This window comes from Bradyrhizobium sp. OAE829, from assembly GCF_040546575.1.
Taxonomy (GTDB): Bacteria; Pseudomonadota; Alphaproteobacteria; order Rhizobiales; family Xanthobacteraceae; genus Bradyrhizobium.
This window is the reverse complement of sequence record NZ_JBEPOE010000001.1, coordinates 1,395,491-1,414,281: the sequence shown is the minus strand read 5'-3', so window position 1 is coordinate 1,414,281 and position 18,791 is coordinate 1,395,491. Positions and strand designations below refer to the sequence as shown.

Sequence of the window (18,791 nt, the reverse complement as noted above, 5' to 3'; positions counted from 1 at the left end):
GGAACTTCCTCAGCGTTTATAGGTGTTGGGAACGAATGGCATGGCGGCGACCTGCAGCGGCAGGCGCTGGCCGCGGACTTCGGCGAACACCTGCGTGCCGGCTGCTGCGAGCTGCAACGGCAGATAGCCCATCGCGACGGGTGCATTGAGGCTCGGGCCGAAACCGCCTGAGGTGACCTTGCCAATCGGCTCGGCGGAGGTTGCGTCGGCAAACAGCACCGCGCCTTCGCGCACCGGCGCGCGGCCTTCGGGCCGCAGGCCAACGCGGCGGCGCGCTGCGCCCTTTTCAAAATGGGCCAGAATAATTTCGGCACCGGGAAAACCGCCGGCGCGCGCGCCGCCCGCGCGGCGGCTTTTCTGCACCGACCATTCCAGCGCGCCCTCGACCGGGCTGGTCGTGGTGTCGATGTCGTGGCCGTACAAACAAAGCCCGGCCTCGAGCCGCAGGCTGTCGCGGGCGCCCAGTCCGATCGGCAGCACGTCGCTGTTTTCCAAGAGCGCGGTCACCAGCGCTTCGGTGTGTTCAGCCGGAACCGAAATTTCAAAACCGTCTTCACCGGTATAACCGGAGCGCGAGACGAAGCAGTCGAAGCCCGCGACCTTGCGCGGACCGGTGTCCATGAATTTCATGCCGCCGACGTCTGCACAAAACTTCGCCAGCGCGGATTCGGCCTTCGGCCCCTGCAGCGCGATCAGCGCGCGGTCGGCCAGCGAATCGATGACACAGGCTTCCGAAAGGTGCGCGCGCAGATGGGCCTCGTCCTCGGCCTTGCAGGCGGCGTTGACCACCAGAAACAGGTGGTCGCCGAAATTCGCCACCATCAGATCGTCGAGAATGCCGCCGTCGGGATTGGTGAACTGCGCGTAGCGTTGCCGCCCGGGCGCCACCGCGACGATGTCCTGCGGCACCAGCCGCTCCAGCGCCAATGCGGCGTCCTCGACCTTGCCGGACTTCGGCCGCAGCGCGAGCTGGCCCATATGCGAGACGTCGAACAGGCCGGCGGCACTTCGTGTGTGCTGGTGTTCCCGGAGCACGCCGGCGGCGTACTGCACCGGCATCTCATAACCGGCAAACGGAACCATCTTGCCGCCGCGCGCCACATGGAGCGCGTGCAAGGGTGTGTGATGTAAAGGAGATTCGTCGCGTGCCAGCATTCAGGGACCCTCCAGGGTTGGGGGACCAGTCCCCAAAAACCCAAAGAAAGCCCCATCTGTCGCTGTGCCTGAGAGTATTATCCCGTCGGCGGACACCCCTGGGCCAAAGCCCTTCGGCGTCTCTTTCCAGATGTTAGTCCGTCACGGGGTCCGTTTGCCTGAGAGTTTCCGGGGCGGTTGCTCCTTCGGCGCCGGCGCTTAAGCCGATCTCTCCCGACGTGACGTCTTGAACATAGGCAGGAAAACACGGCGCCACCATGGCTGTCAACGCACGGCGGCAGCTATCAACCAGTCTTGTGTGCTGCGGCAAGCCTATGATCCGCCTGCACAGTTTCTGGACACCGCCTTTGGCCTTGTCTAAAAGCGTTCGGCCGGCAGAAAAGGCTATTTGCGGCCTGACCCGGTCCTATTTTCCGATTGGATGAACATGAGCGGCGTCAACGAGATCAGGTCGACATTTCTGAATTACTTCAAGGCGAATGGCCACGAGATCGTGGCCTCGTCGCCGCTCGTGCCGCGCAATGACCCGACCCTGATGTTCACCAATGCCGGCATGGTGCAGTTCAAGAACGTCTTTACCGGCGTCGAGAAGCGCCCGTATCAGCGCGCCACCACCTCGCAGAAATGCGTCCGCGCCGGCGGCAAGCATAATGACCTCGACAATGTCGGCTACACCGCGCGCCATCTCACTTTCTTCGAGATGCTCGGCAATTTCTCGTTCGGCGACTACTTCAAGGAGCGTGCGATCGAGCTTGCCTGGAACCTGATCACCAGGGATTTCGGGCTGAAGAAGGACAAGCTGCTCGTCACCGTCTATCACACCGACGACGAGGCGGCCGCCCTTTGGAAAAAGATCGCGGGCTTTTCCGACGATCGCATCATCCGCATCCCGACCTCGGACAATTTCTGGGCCATGGGTGATACCGGGCCCTGCGGTCCCTGCTCGGAGATCTTCATCGACCGCGGCGAGCATATCTGGGGCGGCCCGCCTGGCACCCCGGAGGAGGATGGCGACCGCTTCCTCGAATTCTGGAACCTCGTCTTCATGCAGTTCGAGCAGGTGACGAAGGAGGAGCGCCAGCCGCTGCCGCGTCCCTCGATCGACACCGGCCTCGGGCTGGAGCGCATGGCCTGCATCCTGCAGGGCGTTGAGAGCGTCTTCGAAACCGATCTGTTCCGTCACCTGGTCGATGCCACCGCATCCGCGCTCGGGGACGGACCGCAGGAGCAGAACGTGGCGTCGTTCCGCGTCATCGCGGACCATCTGCGCTCGTCCGCCTTCCTGATCACCGACGGCGTGCTGCCGTCGAACGAGGGCCGCGGCTATGTGCTGCGCCGGATCATGCGCCGCGCGATGCGCCACGCGCAGTTGCTGGGCGCGCGCGATCCCTTGATGCATCGCCTGGTCTCGGCGCTGGTGCGCGAGATGGGGCAGGCCTATCCGGATCTGGTGCGGGCGGAAAAGCTGATCGAGGAAACGCTGCGGCTGGAGGAAACCCGTTTCCGCAAGACGCTGGCCCGAGGCCTTTCCATTCTCGACGAGAAGAGCAGTTCGCTGAAGAAGGGCGACATGTTCGACGGCGATACCGCGTTCACGCTGTACGACACCTACGGCTTCCCGCTCGATCTCACGCAGGACGCGCTGAAATCGCGCGGCATCAGCGTCGATCTCGCCTCGTTCACCGATGCGATGGAAAAGCAGAAGGAAAAGGCGCGCGCGTCGTGGTCGGGAAGCGGGGATACCGCGAGCGAGAACATCTGGTTCCCGCTGCGCGAAAAACTCGGCGCCACAGAGTTCTTGGGCTATGAGACCGAGAGCGCCGAGGGCGTGGTTTCCGCGCTGGTGAAGGACGGCAAGGACGCCGACAGCCTCAAGGCCGGCGAGACCGGCTCGATCGTTCTGAACCAGACGCCGTTCTATGCGGAGTCCGGTGGCCAGGTCGGCGACACCGGCGTGATGATCGGCGAGGGCGTCAGGTTCCGTGTCACCGATACGCAGAAGCGGGCCGGCGATCTCTTCGTGCACCAGGGTACGGTGGAGCAGGGCACGCTGAAGGTCGGAACAGCGTTGCAGCTCGAGGTCGACCATATCAGGCGCTCCTCGATCCGGGCGCATCACTCGGCGACGCATCTGTTGCATGAGGCGCTGCGCCAGGTGCTCGGCGATCACATCGCGCAGCGCGGCTCGCTGGTGGCGCCCGATCGCTTGCGCTTCGATTTCGTGCACCAGAAGCCGATCACGGCGGAAGAACTCGCGCGCATCGAGGACATTGCCAACGAGGTGGTGCTGGAGAATGACGAAGTCACCACGCGCCTTATGGCGGTCGACGATGCCCGCGAGGCCGGCGCGCGCGCGCTGTTCGGCGAAAAATATGGCGATGAGGTGCGGGTGGTGTCGATGGGCAGGCAGGCCCGCGAGCAGGGTCAGAACGCGCTCGGCTGGTCGGTGGAATTGTGCGGCGGCACCCATGTGCGCCGTACCGGCGATATCGGCCTGATTTCAGTGACCGGCGAAAGCGCGGTTGCCTCCGGCGTCCGCCGTATCGAGGCGCTGACCGGACGTCATGCGCGCAAGCATGCCAACGACACCATGCAGCTTGCCAGGAATGCAGCCGGCGAGCTGCGCACCTCGGTCGAGGAAATGCCGGCGCGCATTGCCGCGCTGGTGGAAGAGCGCAAGAAGCTCGAGCGCGACCTGTCGGATGCGCGCAAGAAGCTCGCGATGGGCGGCGGCGGAGGCAATGGCGCTGTGGCTACCAGCGGCGTGCGCGAAGCGGGCGGCGTCAAGCTCCTGGCGCGTGCGGTCGAAGGCGTCGAGACCAAGGACCTCAAGAGCCTGGTCGACGACGGCAAGAAGCAGATCGGATCCGGCGTGGTCGCGATCGTCGGCGTCACCGAGGATGGCAAGGCCGGCGTGGTGGTCGGCGTCACCGCCGACCTGACCTCGCGCTTCAGCGCGGTCGATCTGGTCAAGATCGCCTCGGCGACGCTCGGCGGCAAGGGCGGCGGCGGGCGACCCGACATGGCGCAAGCCGGCGGCCCCGACGGCGCCAAGGCGGATGCGGCGTTGACGGCGATCGAACAGGCGATGGCCGGGGCGTAGCGCCGCGCCGCGTGATAGCCCGAGACGCGCCCGACGCCTAGGCGCGTCGTTCAGGGCTTGCGCAGGAACACGTAGTCCGCCGAGTACGGCACATTCAGAAAATTGCCGACGGTCTCGCAGGCGCCGTCGCGCTTGCCGCCTTTGGTGTTGATCCGCTGCACCGTAGTGGCATCGGCGAGGACGCCGCTGCCGCGCCGGGAGGTCACTTCGAGCTTCAGCCACGGGATGTCGTTCGCGGTCGCGCCGGGGGCGTTGCCGGCGACCTTGGCGGCCACGGCGCTGCCGTCGCTGTGTTCCCAATTCGGTCCGGCATAGTGGCGGCCGACGGTCTTGCCGTCGGCGAGCAGCGTCGCGATCGGTTCCCGGAATGACCAGATCGCCTTGCCGTCGGCGCCGGCCTTGCATTCGTAGACCTGCGCGCCTTCGGCATGCAGGGTCACGACGACGGTCTGGCCGGGTGCCGCGATGGCGTCGGGCAGGGGGTCGGCCGCGCGCGTGGTCGCCGAACTTGCGAGCAGCAGGAGGGAAATCGCGGCAATCCGGTGTGGAAGCATGGCGATACTCCGAACTCGTCATGGCGAGGAGCGGAAGCTTCGCTCGCCATGACGTTGATGGGCTTTTAGCTCCGTGGCGCGGCGGCTTACTTCGCCGCCATCGCCTTGGTGAGGTTTTCCGCGACCTTGTCGAGGAAGCCTGTCGTGGAGAGCCAGCGCTGGTCGGCGCCGACCAGGAGCGCGAGGTCCTTGGTCATGTAGCCGGCCTCGACGGTGTCGACGCAAACCTTCTCCAGCGTGTTGGCAAACTTCGCCAGTTCCTCGTTGTTGTCGAGCTTGGCGCGGTGTGACAGGCCGCGGGTCCAGGCGAAGATCGAGGCGATCGAGTTGGTCGAGGTTTCCTTGCCCTTCTGGTGCTCGCGGTAGTGCCGGGTCACCGTGCCATGCGCGGCCTCGGCTTCCACGGTGTCGCCGTCCGGCGTCATCAGCACCGAGGTCATCAGGCCGAGCGAGCCATAGCCCTGCGCCACCGTGTCGGACTGCACGTCGCCGTCGTAGTTCTTGCAGGCCCAGACATAGCCGCCGGACCACTTCATCGCCGCCGCCACCATGTCGTCGATCAGGCGGTGTTCATAGGTGATCTTCTTCGCCTCGAACTTGGCCTTGAATTCCTTGTCGTAGATGTCCTGGAAGATGTCCTTGAACCGGCCGTCATAGGTTTTCAGGATGGTGTTCTTGGTCGACAGATAGACCGAGTAGCTCTTGGCGAGGCCCTGGTTGAACGAGGCGCGGGCGAAATCGGCGATCGAGTCGTCGAGATTGTACATCGCAAGCGCAATGCCGGCGCCCGGCGACTTGTAGACTTCGCGCTCGATCACCTGGCCGTCCTCGCCGACGAATTTCATCGTCAGCGTGCCTTTGCCGGGGAACTTGAAATCGGTGGCGCGGTACTGGTCGCCGAAGGCGTGACGGCCGATGATGATCGGCTTGGTCCATCCGGGCACCAGACGCGGCACGTTCTTGCAGATGATGGGTTCGCGGAACACCACGCCGCCGAGGATGTTGCGGATGGTGCCGTTCGGCGACTTCCACATTTCCTTGAGGCCGAATTCCTTCACCCGGGCCTCGTCCGGGGTGATGGTGGCGCATTTGACGCCGACGCCGACCTTCTTGATCGCGTTGGCGGCGTCGATGGTGACCTGGTCATTGGTCTTGTCGCGGTATTCCATCCCGAGGTCGAAATACATCAGGTTCACGTCAAGGAACGGGTTGATCAGCTTGTCCTTGATGTACTGCCAGATGATCCGGGTCATCTCGTCGCCATCGAGTTCGACGACGGGGTTGGTCACCTTGATTTTTGCCATGACGGAGGGGGCCTTTTTTGGAAAACCGCGCGTTTAGCGGCGGATGGGATGGTGGTGCCGTCGCTATAGCACCCGAAAACGCAGGCTGGAAGGCGATTGGCGGGGCAGATATGGCTGGTTTTCAGGCGAGCCCGAAACGCCGTTCCAGCCAGCTTCGCGCCTTGCCGGGTGGCATGGCGCGGATCACCGCGGCGGCGTTGCGGTTCTGCCGGTGCTGGTTCTCGGCGATGTGCAGGTATAGCCGGGCGGCACGCCAGCTGCGGTCCGGATGGCACAGCTCCAGAATTCTGCGCCACACCGCATTGGCATGGCTGGGATGCTCCGCGAAGCAGGCGCGCCAGAGAATCTCAAGCGCATAGGCCTTCGATGCGTGGGGCTCAATTCGAGGGGCCAGATCAAGGCACTTTTTGAGCTCGCGCTCGGCGAAGACAAGCCGTCCTTGCTTGAGTGCCACGCGGATCGGCCATGCCATCACGGCCACCGTGCCATAGGCGTCATGGCATGACTGCGCTTCACGCGCCGCTTCTTCCAGGATCGGCAAGGCCGCGGCCGGGTCCGCGTATTCCGCAACTGAAGTCAGCGCCTGGACGCGATACCACGCATCGGGGCAGCCGCGCGCCGCCTGCAGCGCCTTGGCGGTATCGGTCGGCGCCAGCTGACCCGCCCGCTGACGGCCGATCAGGGACGCATGCGAAGGCCTGGGGGTATGTGGAAAGGGCTGGTGCTGCGAAGACATGAGGCTTGGTCGCGGCGCGAGCCGGCGGGGTTCGCCTCGAGGCCTGCCTCAGGCTCGATCAGGGTCAGAACGCCGCCTGGGTCGCCGTTCCCGCCACCACATACCAGGTCACGAACAGGCCGCAGATCAGGGCGCCCGGCAGGCTCGAGCCGGTGCGCCGCCAGGTGAAGGTCGAGACCACGGCGCAGATCGCGAGTAGCGGCACGAACTGGATGGCGACGATGGTCGAGAGCGGCACGAAGCCGGGGTCGGGCAGCGGGTTGAACAGTTTTCCGGTCAGCCAGAGCGTGCCGTATTGCACCACCAGCAGCACGATGAAGCCCAGCGTCAGCGCCAGGATGTTGGTGAGATAGAGGGTGGCGCGCCCCGCCGCCATGGTCGAGAAATTCCGGTGCAGCACGTGCAACGCCACCACGAAAAACGCCGTGAACGGCACCAGGTAGATCAGGAAAATCAGGGCCTGCTTGGCGCTCATCAGCTTCAGCGCCACGATCCAGAACCGGAAATCGATCTTGAAGGCGAGGTCGGCCAGCCACAGTGCCGCATAGCCGATCGCGACCGTGGCGACCGCGATCACGACCGACTGCCCGATAATCCCAGCCCGGCTGGCCCGCTTGGGCGCGAACGGCATCAGGGCCAGCGTGATCAGGGCGTTGAGGACGGCCCAGACCATGATCTGGTTGGTGATCCCCTGCGGCAGCCAGGCCGACGGTTTTACAAAAGTGCCGGCCAGCGCGAAGGCCGGATAGTAGGTCAGCGCCGGGATGAACGCGGTCAGGATGAAGGCGGTGGTCCAGCGCCGGCCGTCTGCCGCCGAATGCGCTGGCATGGTGCCGTCGGCGATCTCGGGGAGCCGCAGGCGGGAATACATTTTGGCTTCCAGCAGGGCATCAAAGGCCCCGATCAGGAGGGCGACAAAGCCGAGCAGAGCGATCAGCGTGCCAAGCTCCTTGCGGAACCAGATCTGGTCGTCGACCGGCAGCGGCGTGCCGCCCTTCAACGTCTTGGCGAACCAATCGAGGCTGTAGCCGATCGCTTCATGGGAGATGTGCTCGGCCGGGTGGGTGATGGCGGGGGTGTAGAGCACCCGCGCGGTTCCCTGGGCGATGTCGCCATAGACCTTGCCCGGCTCGACCGGACCCTGGGTGCCGAACATCGCCCACAGCTTTGGGCTCTGGGTGACGTCGCGGGCCCGATCGACGCCCCACATCAGGGTGGAAAATTCCTCGTATTGGGCGAACACGAGCGCCGTGTTTCGCGGCCAGGTCGGGGTGCCGTCGGCGGCGAACGGCTTGCCGGTAGACGACCCCTCCAGCACCATCGACTGATAGTCGTTGGGCATGGCGGTTGCCGCCGCCAACACAGTCCAGCCACCCATCGAATGACCCTCGAGGCCGATATTGGTCTTGTCGACGAAGTCGAGGCTGCGCAGGTAAGCCAGCCCGTCCGGACCACCAAAACCGTTGGCGAAGGCGGGCGGGTCGCTATAGCCGTGACCGGTCTGGTCGAGGGCGAGGACGACATAGCCGCGGCGGGCGAACTCGATCGCAAAGCCGTCCTGGGTCTCGCGCGAATTGATGTAGCCATGGACCGCGAGAATCCCCGGCGCCGGAATCTGCGGCGTGGCATTCGCGGGGATGTAGAGCAGGGCACTCATGGTGTTGCCCTTGGCGCCCTTGAACCTGACGTCCTGGATCCGGATGCCTCCGGAGGTCTGGGTCAGATGGGCCAGCAATCCGCCGGCCAGGATGAGGAGGATACCGACAATCGCCAACGACCATCTGCCGCGCATGGACGTCTCCTCTTGAGGCCTCAGCCGTTGAACCGGCCGCCTGTTTGTTTGCAGCTTCGCTTTGAGTGTGATTGTTAGCCTATCCGAAAGCTGTGCGCGTACAAGCCGCGAGCGATCAAGCCCAATTCAGGCTTTGACCGAACTTTCGGAAACGCTACTAAGCCCGTTGTGTGGCTTGGGAATTCTGGCCGCTGTTGTGGCCGATCATCGAAACATGGAATGAGGTTTTGAATCAGGTGCTTCGCATCCTGATTCAAAACCTTCAGAAGTTGAATCAGCTTCCGAACTAGAATCAGAAAGTGACGCAGGATATGTCCGGGTCTGGGACCGATAAAACCAAGTCTGGTTTGGACTTAGCTGGACCTGTTGTGATCCTTGTCGAACCACAGCTCGGCGAGAATATCGGCATGGCCGCGCGAGCGATGGGTAACTTCGCTCTTTCCCGTTTAAGAATCGTGAATCCCCGCGACGGCTGGCCGAACATCGCGGCGCAACGCGCGGCGGCTGGCGCCGACCAGATTCTGGAGAGCGCCGAATTGTTCGACACCGTCGAGCAGGCGGTCGCGGATCTGACGCTGCTGTTTGCGACCACCGCCCGTGCCCACGACCAGGCCAAGCCGGTGGTCGCGCCATCAGATGCCGCGGTCGAGATCGCAGCCCATGTCGCCAACCGGGTCGCTGGCGGAGTCGGCATCATGTTTGGCCGCGAGCGGTACGGCCTGCAGAACGAGGAGGTCGCGCTCGCCAACCGGATCATCACCTTCCCGGTCAACCCCGGTTTCGCCTCCCTCAATCTGGCGCAGGCGGTGCTCTTGATCGGCTACGAGTGGTTCAAGCTGTCGACCGGCGGGGCGCTGCCGTTCGCGATGCCCGAACGGTCCGAGCCGGCGTCCCAGCACCAGATGCAGGCATTCTTCGACAACCTCGTCCGGGAGCTCGACCGGGTCGAGTTCCTGCGCCCGCCGGAGAAGCGGGAGACCATGCTGGTCAACATGCGCAACATCTTCACCCGGATGGATCCGACCAAGCAGGACATGCACACCCTCCATGGGGTTGTCATGGCGATCGCCGAGGGCCGCAAGGGGCCGGCCAAGGGCGGCGTGCTCGACGGTGAACAGGCGACGCGGTTGCGTGCCCTGCTGGCTGAGCATCGGCCAGGCGGCTTCGCCGTCGGACAGCGGCGGAACCGTCCGTGGGCTGGCCCGGTTGCTGCGCCGGAACCCGACCGACGCCGAGCGGATGCTGTGGCAGTCCCTGACCCGGGACCGCCGCTTCGCCGGGCAGTTCAAGCGCCAGACCCCGGTCGGCCGCCACATCCCGGACTTCGTCTCCTTCGTGCACCGGATCGCGATCGAGCTGGTCAACCCGACCGAGTCGGAGGCGATCGTCGCCGACCGCGCCGCGCGGCGAACCTGGCTCGAGGCCCGCGACTACCGGGTGGTCGAGATGCGGGTGGCGGATGTGGAGCGGGACCTGGAGGCCGAGTTGGGGCGGCTGGAGGCGAGCCTTCGGCAACCGCAGTAGGGTGGGCAAAGGCGCGAAGCGCCGTGCCCACCATCTAACCGCGATCGCTATGCCGAATGGTGGGCACGCTTCGCTTTGCCCACCCTACGCAACCGCCTGCCGGTTAAACCGCGACCAGCCGCGCGACCTAGATTCCCGCCTGGCGCGAATGGGCGGCCGAAATCCCGAGTGCCTTCATGCGCGACGCCAGCGTGGTCGGCTTGAGGTCCAGCATCGCGGCCGCGCCGCCGGCGCCGAACACTTTGCCCTTGCTGGCGGCGAGGGCGGCCAGGATGTTTTCGCGCTCGTGATCGCGCATTTCGGCTGACGTCATGACGGCCGGCCGCACGTCGCTCTTCTGGCGGCTGGCGCTGGCCGGTGAATGCGCGCCGACCGTATCCGGCAGATCGATCCGCAACCGTCCATTTTGGGAAAGGATCGCCGCGCGCTCGATCACGTTCTGCAGTTCGCGGACATTGCCGGGCCAGTCGTAACGCTGCAGCCGCCGGGCATCGCCTTCCGACAGCCGCAGATCGGACTTCAGCTCGTTGCTCTCGCTCATCAGAAAATGCTGGGCCAGCAGCGGAATGTCCTCGCGGCGGTCGCGCAATGGCACCGATTCCACCGGAAACACGTTGAGCCGGAAATACAAATCCTCGCGAAAGCGGCCGCGCTGCACTTCCTGCTTCAGGTTCCGGTTGGTGGCGGCGATCACGCGCACATCGACGGTGCGGGTGCGCTCCTCGCCGACGCGCTCGAAATTTCCCTCCTGCAGCACGCGTAGCAGCTTGCCCTGTAGTTCCGGCGGGATTTCGCCGACCTCGTCGAGAAACAGCGTGCCGCCATCGGCAAGCTCGAACCTTCCGATGCGGTCGCGCACCGCACCGGTGAAGGCGCCTTTGACGTGCCCGAAGAATTCGCTCTCGAACAGTTCGCGCGGGATCGCCGCGCAATTGACGCGGATCAGCGGCCGGTCGCGGCGGTTGCTGGCTTCATGAATGGCGCGCGCGATCAATTCCTTGCCGGTGCCGGACTCGCCGGTGATCATGACGGCGGCGGTGGTCGGTGCGACCAGCTTGACCTGCCGCAACGTTTTCTGGATCGCTTCGCTTTGGCCGATGATGCCGCGCGGGTTGGTCTCGATCCGGATTTCTTCCTGCAGATAGGCGTTTTCCAGCTCCAGCCGCTCGCGCAGCCGGTCGACTTCGGCCAGCGCGGCGTGCAGTTTTTCGTCCGCCTCGCGGCGGTGGCTGACGTCGCGAAACACGATCACGGCGCCCACCACCGTGCCGCGGTCGCGGATCGGCGTCGATGTGTACTCCACCCAGACCGGCGAGCCGTTCTTGCGCCAGAACACCTCGCCATCGACGTTGTGGATCGCGCCGTCGCGGAACGCCGCATAGATCGGACAATCCTCATCGGGGTAATGACTGCCGTCATGGTGGCTGTGGTGAACGATCGGATGAATGGCCTTGCCGACCAGTTCCTCGGCGGTCCACCCCAGCATCCTTTCTGCGGCCGGATTGACGAAGGTGGTCTTGCCCTCGGCATTGACGCCGTAGATGCCTTCGCCGGCGGCGCGCAGGATCAGCTGGTTCTCGCGCTCGATGTCCTGGAACACGCGTTCGACGCGCTGCCAGGCGGCGAGCCCGCCGCGCATGTGGTCCTCGGCGGTGGCATCGACATAGCGGCGGCGGCGCTGTTCGAGGTCGCTCATCGTGAGCAGGATAAGCGCGCGCCCATCATGCGGCACCATCGATCCCGTATATTCCAGCCGCAGCTTCTGGCTGGTGGCGTGGCGCGGCGTCAGCGCGTTGGTCCAGTAGGCGCCCTTGTCGAGCACGGCCTGGCTGAACACGATCAGCGCAGGCACTTGCCCGGCATGCAGCGCGCTGAATTTGGTTTCCCGCAGCAGCGTGCGGTCGTAGCCGAGCAGGGTGCAGGCGGCGGGATTGGCATCGATGATCTCGTCGCTGTCGGGATCGAGCAGCAGTGTCGGCTCGACCAGATAGTCGAAGGTGAGGATACGCAGATCAGAATCGCGCGGCGTCGCGGCATGCAAATGCGGCATCGTTTCCATGCTCACCAACTCCGAGAATTCGTAATTTGACTACGATTTTTCGTGTATCACGAAATCTCGTAATCGCCAACAATCCAGCTAAATAGCTGCATTATTTCGGCAAACGCGGCCGGACCGGGCTGGCACACTCCTTGCGTAATTGACTTCAGCGTCATGCAGGAGGTTTCATGTCCACGTTCGACAATCCGTTCGATCCCGCCCGCAGACTCCATGCCCAGGGTTGCAGCTGCGGCAGGCACGTTAGCGATGCCGAACATGATGCCGACGCGCAGCTTGCGCTGCAGCCGACGGTGGCGGCTTCCGAAGAGGCCCGCTTTGAGAACGTGGTCGCATCCGCCGTGATGCGCGCGATGTTTCCGCAGGATGTGGCGCGCCGCGCCTTTCTGAAGTCGGTGGGTGCGGCGACCGCCGCTGCCGCGCTGTCGCAATTCTTCCCGCTGAAGACCGCGACCGAGGCCTTTGCCCAGGGCGGGCCGCTGGAAAAGAAAGACCTCAAGGTCGGCTTCATTCCGATCACCTGCGCGACGCCGATCATCATGGCCGCGCCGATGGGCTTCTATTCCAAGAACGGCCTCAACGTCGAAGTCATCAAGACCGCCGGCTGGGCCGTCATCCGCGACAAAACCATCAACAAGGAATACGACGCAGCCCACATGCTGTCGCCGATGCCGCTCGCGATCACCATGGGCGTCGGCTCCAACCCGCTGCCCTACACCATGCCGGCGGTCGAGAACATCAACGGCCAGGCCATCACGCTCGCGGTCAAGCACAAGGACAAGCGCGATCCGAAGACCTGGAAGGGTTTCAAGTTCGCCGTCCCGTTCGACTACTCCATGCACAATTACCTGCTGCGCTATTATCTCGCCGAGCACGGCATCGACCCGGATGCCGACGTGCAGATCCGCGCCGTGCCGCCGCCGGAAATGGTCGCCAACCTGCGCGCCGACAATATCGACGGCTTCCTCGGCCCCGATCCGATGAACCAGCGGGCGGTCTATGACGGCGTCGGCTTCATCCACATCCTGACCAAGGATATCTGGGAGGGGCATCCCTGCTGCGCCTTTGCAGCATCGAAGGAATTCATCACCTCGATGCCGAACACCTATAGCGCGCTGCTCAAATCGATCATCCAGGCCACCGCGTTTGCGCACAAGGCCGAGAACCGCAAGCAGATTGCGGAGGCCATCGCGCCCGCGAATTATTTGAACCAGCCGCAGATCGTGCTCGAGCAGATTCTCACCGGCACGTTTGCCGATGGCCTCGGCAATGTCGTGAACCAGCCGAACCGCGTCGATTTCGATCCGTTCCCGTGGCAGTCCTTTGCAATCTGGATCATGACGCAGATGAAGCGTTGGGGTCAGCTCAAGGGCGACGTCGACTATGCCGGCATCGCGGCGCAGGTCTATCTCGCGACCGACGCCACAAGGCTGATGAAAGAGGCGGGGCTGACGCCGCCGACCACCACCACCAAGAGTTTTTCGGTGATGGGCAAGACCTTCGATCCGGCCAAGCCCGAGGATTACCTCGCCAGCTTCAAGATCAGGAAGGCGAGCTGATCATGCGGGCGCGAATGCAAGCGCAACCGTCGTCCCTGCGGACGTCGTCCCTGCGAACGCAGGGACCCATACGCCGTGCTGTCTGTATGGGGCACAACGTCAACGACTTTTCTTCATCACCACTGCCGCGGAGTATAGGTCCCTGCGTTCGCAGGGACGACGTGTTGAGAGATATCGCCCGATGACCTCCTCTTTACGTTTCCGCGCGGCGATCGTGTCGATCGCGCTGCTCGCCGCCTTCCTCGGCATCTGGCACATTTCGACGCGCGGCACCGGCACCGTCGCCAACATGACGCCCGAATACGCCAAGCTGATGGGCCTGACCGCGACCGCCGGCAAGTCGGCGATGCCGGGACCGCTCGATGTCGGCGCCAAGCTGTGGGAGCATCTGAAGAGCCCGTTCTACGATAACGGGCCGAACGACAAGGGCCTCGGAATCCAGCTCGGCTACTCCATCGCCCGCGTCGCCCTTGGATATTTCCTGGCTGTGATCGTCGCGATACCGCTCGGCTTCCTGATCGGGATGTCGCCGCTTTTCAGCAAGGCGCTCGATCCGTTCATCCAGGTGCTGAAGCCGATCTCGCCGCTGGCCTGGATGCCGCTCGCGCTCTACACCATCAAGGATTCCAGCATTTCCGCGATCTTCGTGATCTTCATTTGCTCGGTGTGGCCGATGCTGCTCAACACCAGTTTTGGCGTCGCTGCCGTGCGCAAGGAATGGATCAACGTCGCCCGCACGCTCGAAGTCGGGACTGTGCGCCGCGCCTTCACGGTGATCCTGCCGGCGGCGGCGCCGACCATTCTCACGGGCATGCGGATCTCGATCGGTATCGCCTGGCTCGTGATCGTCGCGGCCGAGATGCTGGTTGGCGGCACCGGCATCGGCTACTTCGTCTGGAACGAGTGGAACAACCTTTCGATCACCAATGTCATCATCGCGATCCTGCTGATCGGCATCGTCGGCATGCTGCTCGACCAGATCCTTGCGCGGTTCACGCGCATGGTCACGTTCCCGGAGTAGAGCGATGACCGACAAATTCATCTCGATCGAAGGTATCGCGCGGCGTTATCCCGGCGCCGATGGCGGCCAGATCAGCGTGTTCGAGGATCTCTGGCTGTCGATGTCGCGCGGCGAATTCGGCTGCGTGATCGGACATTCCGGCTGCGGCAAGACCACGGTGCTCAACATCCTCGCCGGCCTCGACGAGCCCAGCGAAGGCGCCGTCATCGTCGACGGGCAGGCGATCGAAGGCACCAGCCTCGACCGCGCCGTGATCTTCCAGAGCCACGCGCTGCTGCCGTGGCGCACGGTGCTCGGCAATGTCTCCTATGCCGTCACCTCGAAATGGCGCGACTGGGACCGCGCCAAAGTGAAGGCGCATGCGCAGAAATTCATCGACCTGGTCGGGTTGACCAGCTCCGAGCACAAGCGCCCGTCGGAATTGTCTGGCGGCATGAAGCAGCGTGTCGGCATCGCGCGGGCGCTTTCGATCACGCCAAAAATCATGCTGATGGACGAGCCGTTCTCGGCGCTCGACGCGCTAACGCGCGGCACGTTGCAGGACGAGGTGCGCCGCATCTGCCTGGAGACCGGGCAGACCGCGTTCATGATCACCCATGACGTGGATGAAGCGATCTATCTCGCCGACAGGATTTTTCTGATGACCAACGGCCCCGGCGCGGTGCTGGCCGAGATCGTGGAAAATCCGCTGCCGAAGGACCGCGGCCGCATCGATCTGCACCGCCATCCCTATTACTACGCGCTGCGCAACCACATCGTCGATTTCCTGGTCAGCCGCAGCAAGACCTTTGCGGCCACTGTAACCAATCACGATCCGCGCAACGTGCCGATCGTGCGGCCGGGTAAGCCGGAACTGATGATCGCATCGAACACCGACGAGCAACACGATCAGTCGACGTCATGGCCGGGCTTGTCCCGGCCATCCACGTCTTCCTGAAGTGAACGAAGCAATACGTGGATGCCCGGGACAAGCCCGGGCATGACGGAAGTCAAGGAGACGAAGCATGAAACGCGAAGACCTCACCGAAAAGCTGCTCGACATCAAGCGCGAGAAGGGCTGGAGCTGGAAGCACATCTGCGAACAGATCGGCGGCTATTCCGAAGTGCTGATCGTCGGCGCGATCCTCGGCCAGATGAAACTGACCAAGCCGCAGGCCGCGAACGCGGCTGAATTGTTCGGCCTTTCGAAATCCGAGACCGCGATGCTGAACGAGGTGCCGATGCGCGGCACCGGCACGCCAATGCCGCCGACCGATCCTTTGATCTATCGCTTCTACGAAATGGTGCTGGTCAACGGCCCCGCCTGGAAGGCGCTGATCGAGGAAGAATTCGGCGACGGCATTATGTCGGCGATCGACTTCGACATGGCGATGGAGCGCGTCGCCAATCCCAAAGGCGACCGGGTCAAGATCACGATGTCCGGCAAATTCCTGCCGTACAAATATTACGGTGCCAGCGGCAACGTGCCGGAATATGGGTTCAAGGAGGGGTGAGGCGTCTCTCCGTCGTCATTGCCTGCGACAAACGCAAAGCGTTTGCGCAAAGGGAGCAACGCGACGAAGCAATCCATCTCTCTCATTGCCGAGGAATGGATTGCTTCGCTTCGCTCGCAATGACGGGGGAGGGACCGGCTATTTAAACGCCTCCCGAACTTCCTTCATCTGCACCATCTCGCGCACATAGGTGAATGCGCCCTGGTCCTTCATTTCGCGGGCGCATTTGAGGAAAGCAGCGAGCGCCACGCGCGCCATCGCGCCGCCGACGCTGATGCGCTTGACGCCGGCGGCGGCTATCTGCGGCACCGTCAATGTCGGATCGGCAAATCCCATCACCAGGTTGAAGGGTTTTCCGATCGACGACACCACGGTGCGGATGGTGTCGATGTCGTGCACGCCAGGCGAATACAATACGTCGGCGCCCGCGGCCTCGAACGCCTGCAAGCGTTTGATGGTGTCGTCGAGATCGTTCCGGCCATACAGCAGGTTTTCCGCGCGCGCCGTCAGCGTGAACGGGAACGGCAGCGCGCGGGCCGCTTCGACCGCCGCATGCACCCGCTCGACCGCGAGCGTGAAATCATAGATCGGGTTGCGCGGATCGCCGGTTGAATCCTCGATCGAGCCGCCGACCACGCCGGCTTCGGCCGCGCGTGCGATGGCTTTGGCGGCGGTCTTCGGTTCATCCGCGCCGCAATTCTCCAGATCCGCATTGACCGGCAGGTCGGTCGCGTCGGCGATGGCGCGGCAATTCTCGATGATGGCGTCGAGGCTGACGGTGGCGCTGCCGAGCGTGTTGGCAAGCCCGAGGCTGGTGGTCGCGAGCGCCTCGAAACCCATCGCCGCGAGCAGCTTGGCGGTGCCGGCGTCCCATGGATTGGGGATGATGAAGGTGCCGGGTCGCGCGTGCAGGGCGCGGAACAGTTCGGCTTTTTCCATCTGGCTGCGCATCGCTTCGTTTCCTCAATTGGTTGCTTCGCGGCCAAACATAGGAGGCTTCCGTCCATCAGCCTAATTTGTTATTTCTCTTCACATCATCAGCTTTTTGCATGGACCGGTAAATGGACAGCGACGCGCTCAGTACCTTCCTGACGGTTCACCGCCGCGGTGGAATTTCGAGCGCCGCCAAGGCGCTGCACCGTTCACAGCCGGCGATATCCCGGCGCATCGCGCTCCTGGAACAGGAACTCGGCGTGCCCTTGTTCGAGCGGATCGCGGGACGGACGATGCTGAGCGATGCGGGGCGGGTGATGGTGCCGTATGCCGAGCGCGCGGTCGCTGCCGCGCAGGATGCGGAGAATGCGGTGCGCGCACTGGCGCGGCCGGATTCGGGGCCGGTCGCACTCGCCGTGGTAGGCACGCTGGCGGGCGGTAGGCTGTCCGAAATCCTCAAGCGGTTTGCCGCCGAATATCCCGGTGTCGAATTGACCTTGCGCACGGCGACCAGCGCGGAGGTCAGCGACCTGATCCGGCGCGGCGAGGCGACCATCGGGCTGCGCTACGACCGCGACGGCTCGCGCGATCTCGATTGCGAATTGCTGCGAGCGGAACGGCTTCAGGTCGTGTGCGCGACGGATCACCCGCGTGCTGGCCGGCGGGTCGCGAAACTGGCCGATTTGCGCGGCGAACGCTGGATCGCGTTTCCAGTACTGCCGAGGCGGCGCGAGATCACGGCGTCACATGTGTTTGCGCTGTTTCAAACCCATGGATTGGGGGAGGTCGGCTGGACGCCGGTCGACAGCCTCACCGCGCAGAAGCGTCTGGTCGAAGCCGGCCTTGGCATCGCATTGCTCTCGGAGAGCAACGCTGCAGAAGAACTGAAATACGGCTCGATCGCGACCATCCGCGTCGGCGATCTCAAGGCAAGCCAGGACGTCGTGACGGTGACCCGCCGCGGCGGCTTTCTCAGCGCGGCGTCGCGGCGGCTCCTGGAGATTGTCAAGGCGCGAATGGCGAATGGCGAGTAGCGAATGGAACTTGCTATTCGCTACTCGCCACTCCCTATTCGCAGGCTTTACGTTCCCGCCTTCACCTGGGCGACGGCAGTCGCCATCAGCTCATCCATCTTGGCGCGGAGTTCCTGCTCGGTGAGGGCGACGCCCTTGGCCTTGATATCGCCCATCACCTTGCGAATGACGTCGGAATCGCCGGCTTCCTCGAAATCGGCGGCGACCACTTCCTTGGCGTAGGCAGTGGCGGCGTCACCGGTAATTCCGAGCTTTTCTGCGATCCAGGTTCCGAGGAGCCGGTTGCGACGCGCCTCGGCCTTGAACTTCTGATCTGCATCGAGAGCGAATTTCTTCTCGAAACCTTCTTCGCGCTTGTCGAAAGTGCTCATATTTGAGTTCCAATCCCTGCCAGATGCACGCGGGGGCCGCGTTGTGGCGGCCCCGTCGCCTACCTAGATAGAGGGGGCGAATCGGCAAAACAACGGGCCGTTAAGCCGCAGTCTACAGGTATAAGTTGGCCCAATTGGGCCGTGTCGATTGTGCTG

The 18,791-nt window shown here is 63.9% G+C and carries 14 protein-coding genes, 1 pseudogene and 1 riboswitch; of the genes and pseudogenes, 7 read left to right on the top strand and 8 right to left on the bottom strand.

Annotated features, from left to right (window positions below):
• Positions 1 to 9: 9 nt before the first annotated feature.
• Positions 10 to 1,155 carry a glycine cleavage system aminomethyltransferase GcvT gene (gcvT, locus tag ABIE49_RS06980; protein WP_192734184.1) on the bottom strand — a complete coding sequence of 382 codons (1,146 nt, stop codon included), beginning with the start codon at positions 1,153 to 1,155 and terminating at the stop codon, positions 10 to 12.
• Positions 1,156 to 1,291: 136 nt separating this feature from the next.
• Positions 1,292 to 1,382: riboswitch (glycine riboswitch) on the bottom strand.
• A gap of 200 nt (positions 1,383 to 1,582) precedes the next feature.
• Between gcvT and alaS the strand changes: the two genes are divergently transcribed.
• Positions 1,583 to 4,258 carry an alanine--tRNA ligase gene (gene alaS, locus ABIE49_RS06975; RefSeq protein WP_192734183.1) on the top strand — a complete coding sequence of 892 codons (2,676 nt, stop codon included), beginning with the start codon at positions 1,583 to 1,585 and terminating at the stop codon, positions 4,256 to 4,258.
• A gap of 50 nt (positions 4,259 to 4,308) precedes the next feature.
• Here the strand turns inward: alaS and ABIE49_RS06970 are convergent, their stop codons facing one another.
• The 4 genes from ABIE49_RS06970 to ABIE49_RS06955 all read right to left on the bottom strand — a co-directional run bounded on the left by ABIE49_RS06970 (position 4,309) and on the right by ABIE49_RS06955 (position 8,644).
• Entirely contained in the window at positions 4,309 to 4,812 is a 504-nt protein-coding gene (locus ABIE49_RS06970) for a DUF3455 domain-containing protein (protein WP_192734182.1), read from the bottom strand.
• A gap of 86 nt (positions 4,813 to 4,898) precedes the next feature.
• Positions 4,899 to 6,116, bottom strand: coding sequence for an NADP-dependent isocitrate dehydrogenase (locus tag ABIE49_RS06965; RefSeq protein WP_192734181.1), 1,218 nt, complete (start codon positions 6,114 to 6,116; stop codon positions 4,899 to 4,901).
• A 121-nt stretch (positions 6,117 to 6,237) separates the two neighbouring features.
• Entirely contained in the window at positions 6,238 to 6,852 is a 615-nt protein-coding gene (locus ABIE49_RS06960; RefSeq protein ID WP_192734180.1) for a hypothetical protein, read from the bottom strand.
• A gap of 64 nt (positions 6,853 to 6,916) precedes the next feature.
• Positions 6,917 to 8,644, bottom strand: a complete 1,728-nt coding sequence (locus ABIE49_RS06955; protein ID WP_192734179.1) for an alpha/beta hydrolase family protein — start codon at positions 8,642 to 8,644, stop codon at positions 6,917 to 6,919.
• A 311-nt stretch (positions 8,645 to 8,955) separates the two neighbouring features.
• Between ABIE49_RS06955 and ABIE49_RS06950 the strand changes: the two are divergent.
• Positions 8,956 to 10,168: pseudogene (locus tag ABIE49_RS06950) on the top strand (TrmJ/YjtD family RNA methyltransferase).
• Positions 10,169 to 10,295: 127 nt separating this feature from the next.
• Here ABIE49_RS06950 and ABIE49_RS06945 read toward each other — a convergent pair.
• A complete protein-coding gene (locus tag ABIE49_RS06945) occupies positions 10,296 to 12,227 on the bottom strand; it encodes a sigma 54-interacting transcriptional regulator (protein ID WP_192734178.1) in 1,932 nt (643 codons plus the stop codon).
• Between the two features lie 167 nt (positions 12,228 to 12,394).
• Here ABIE49_RS06945 and ABIE49_RS06940 point away from each other — a divergent pair, with 167 nt between their 5' ends.
• From ABIE49_RS06940 to cynS, 4 genes are all read left to right on the top strand, one after another.
• Positions 12,395 to 13,783, top strand: a complete 1,389-nt coding sequence (locus ABIE49_RS06940) for a CmpA/NrtA family ABC transporter substrate-binding protein (protein ID WP_192734177.1) — start codon at positions 12,395 to 12,397, stop codon at positions 13,781 to 13,783.
• A 181-nt stretch (positions 13,784 to 13,964) separates the two neighbouring features.
• Positions 13,965 to 14,804, top strand: coding sequence for a nitrate ABC transporter permease (ntrB, locus tag ABIE49_RS06935; protein WP_192734176.1), 840 nt, complete (start codon positions 13,965 to 13,967; stop codon positions 14,802 to 14,804).
• A 4-nt stretch (positions 14,805 to 14,808) separates the two neighbouring features.
• The gene (locus ABIE49_RS06930) at positions 14,809 to 15,741 is read left to right on the top strand and encodes an ABC transporter ATP-binding protein (protein ID WP_192734175.1); all 933 of its coding nucleotides are present in this window, start codon (positions 14,809 to 14,811) and stop codon (positions 15,739 to 15,741) included.
• Positions 15,742 to 15,808: 67 nt separating this feature from the next.
• On the top strand, positions 15,809 to 16,297 hold the full coding sequence (cynS, locus tag ABIE49_RS06925) for a cyanase (RefSeq protein WP_192734174.1): 489 nt from the start codon (positions 15,809 to 15,811) through the stop codon (positions 16,295 to 16,297).
• A gap of 138 nt (positions 16,298 to 16,435) precedes the next feature.
• Here the strand turns inward: cynS and ABIE49_RS06920 are convergent, their stop codons facing one another.
• Positions 16,436 to 17,248, bottom strand: coding sequence for an isocitrate lyase/PEP mutase family protein (locus ABIE49_RS06920; RefSeq protein WP_192734173.1), 813 nt, complete (start codon positions 17,246 to 17,248; stop codon positions 16,436 to 16,438).
• Positions 17,249 to 17,358: 110 nt separating this feature from the next.
• Between ABIE49_RS06920 and ABIE49_RS06915 the strand changes: the two genes are divergently transcribed.
• Positions 17,359 to 18,264: a LysR family transcriptional regulator gene (locus ABIE49_RS06915; RefSeq protein WP_192734172.1), complete on the top strand. Its 906-nt coding sequence runs from the start codon at positions 17,359 to 17,361 to the stop codon at positions 18,262 to 18,264.
• Positions 18,265 to 18,311: 47 nt separating this feature from the next.
• Here ABIE49_RS06915 and ABIE49_RS06910 read toward each other — a convergent pair whose 3' ends face one another.
• The gene (locus tag ABIE49_RS06910; protein WP_192734171.1) at positions 18,312 to 18,635 is read right to left on the bottom strand and encodes a DUF1476 domain-containing protein; all 324 of its coding nucleotides are present in this window, start codon (positions 18,633 to 18,635) and stop codon (positions 18,312 to 18,314) included.
• Positions 18,636 to 18,791 lie beyond the last annotated feature (156 nt).

Excerpts from the sequence above, each read along its gene's own strand:
- gcvT (WP_192734184.1), bottom strand. The coding sequence starts at position 1,155 with ATGCTGGCACGCGACGAATCTCCTTTACATCACACACCCTTGCACGCG.
- alaS (WP_192734183.1), top strand. The coding sequence starts at position 1,583 with ATGAGCGGCGTCAACGAGATCAGGTCGACATTTCTGAATTACTTCAAG.
- ABIE49_RS06970 (WP_192734182.1), bottom strand. The coding sequence starts at position 4,812 with ATGCTTCCACACCGGATTGCCGCGATTTCCCTCCTGCTGCTCGCAAGT.
- ABIE49_RS06965 (WP_192734181.1), bottom strand. The coding sequence starts at position 6,116 with ATGGCAAAAATCAAGGTGACCAACCCCGTCGTCGAACTCGATGGCGAC.
- ABIE49_RS06960 (WP_192734180.1), bottom strand. The coding sequence starts at position 6,852 with ATGTCTTCGCAGCACCAGCCCTTTCCACATACCCCCAGGCCTTCGCAT.
- ABIE49_RS06955 (WP_192734179.1), bottom strand. The coding sequence starts at position 8,644 with ATGCGCGGCAGATGGTCGTTGGCGATTGTCGGTATCCTCCTCATCCTG.
- ABIE49_RS06945 (WP_192734178.1), bottom strand. The coding sequence starts at position 12,227 with ATGGAAACGATGCCGCATTTGCATGCCGCGACGCCGCGCGATTCTGAT.
- ABIE49_RS06940 (WP_192734177.1), top strand. The coding sequence starts at position 12,395 with ATGTCCACGTTCGACAATCCGTTCGATCCCGCCCGCAGACTCCATGCC.
- ntrB (WP_192734176.1), top strand. The coding sequence starts at position 13,965 with ATGACCTCCTCTTTACGTTTCCGCGCGGCGATCGTGTCGATCGCGCTG.
- ABIE49_RS06930 (WP_192734175.1), top strand. The coding sequence starts at position 14,809 with ATGACCGACAAATTCATCTCGATCGAAGGTATCGCGCGGCGTTATCCC.
- cynS (WP_192734174.1), top strand. The coding sequence starts at position 15,809 with ATGAAACGCGAAGACCTCACCGAAAAGCTGCTCGACATCAAGCGCGAG.
- ABIE49_RS06920 (WP_192734173.1), bottom strand. The coding sequence starts at position 17,248 with ATGCGCAGCCAGATGGAAAAAGCCGAACTGTTCCGCGCCCTGCACGCG.
- ABIE49_RS06915 (WP_192734172.1), top strand. The coding sequence starts at position 17,359 with ATGGACAGCGACGCGCTCAGTACCTTCCTGACGGTTCACCGCCGCGGT.
- ABIE49_RS06910 (WP_192734171.1), bottom strand. The coding sequence starts at position 18,635 with ATGAGCACTTTCGACAAGCGCGAAGAAGGTTTCGAGAAGAAATTCGCT.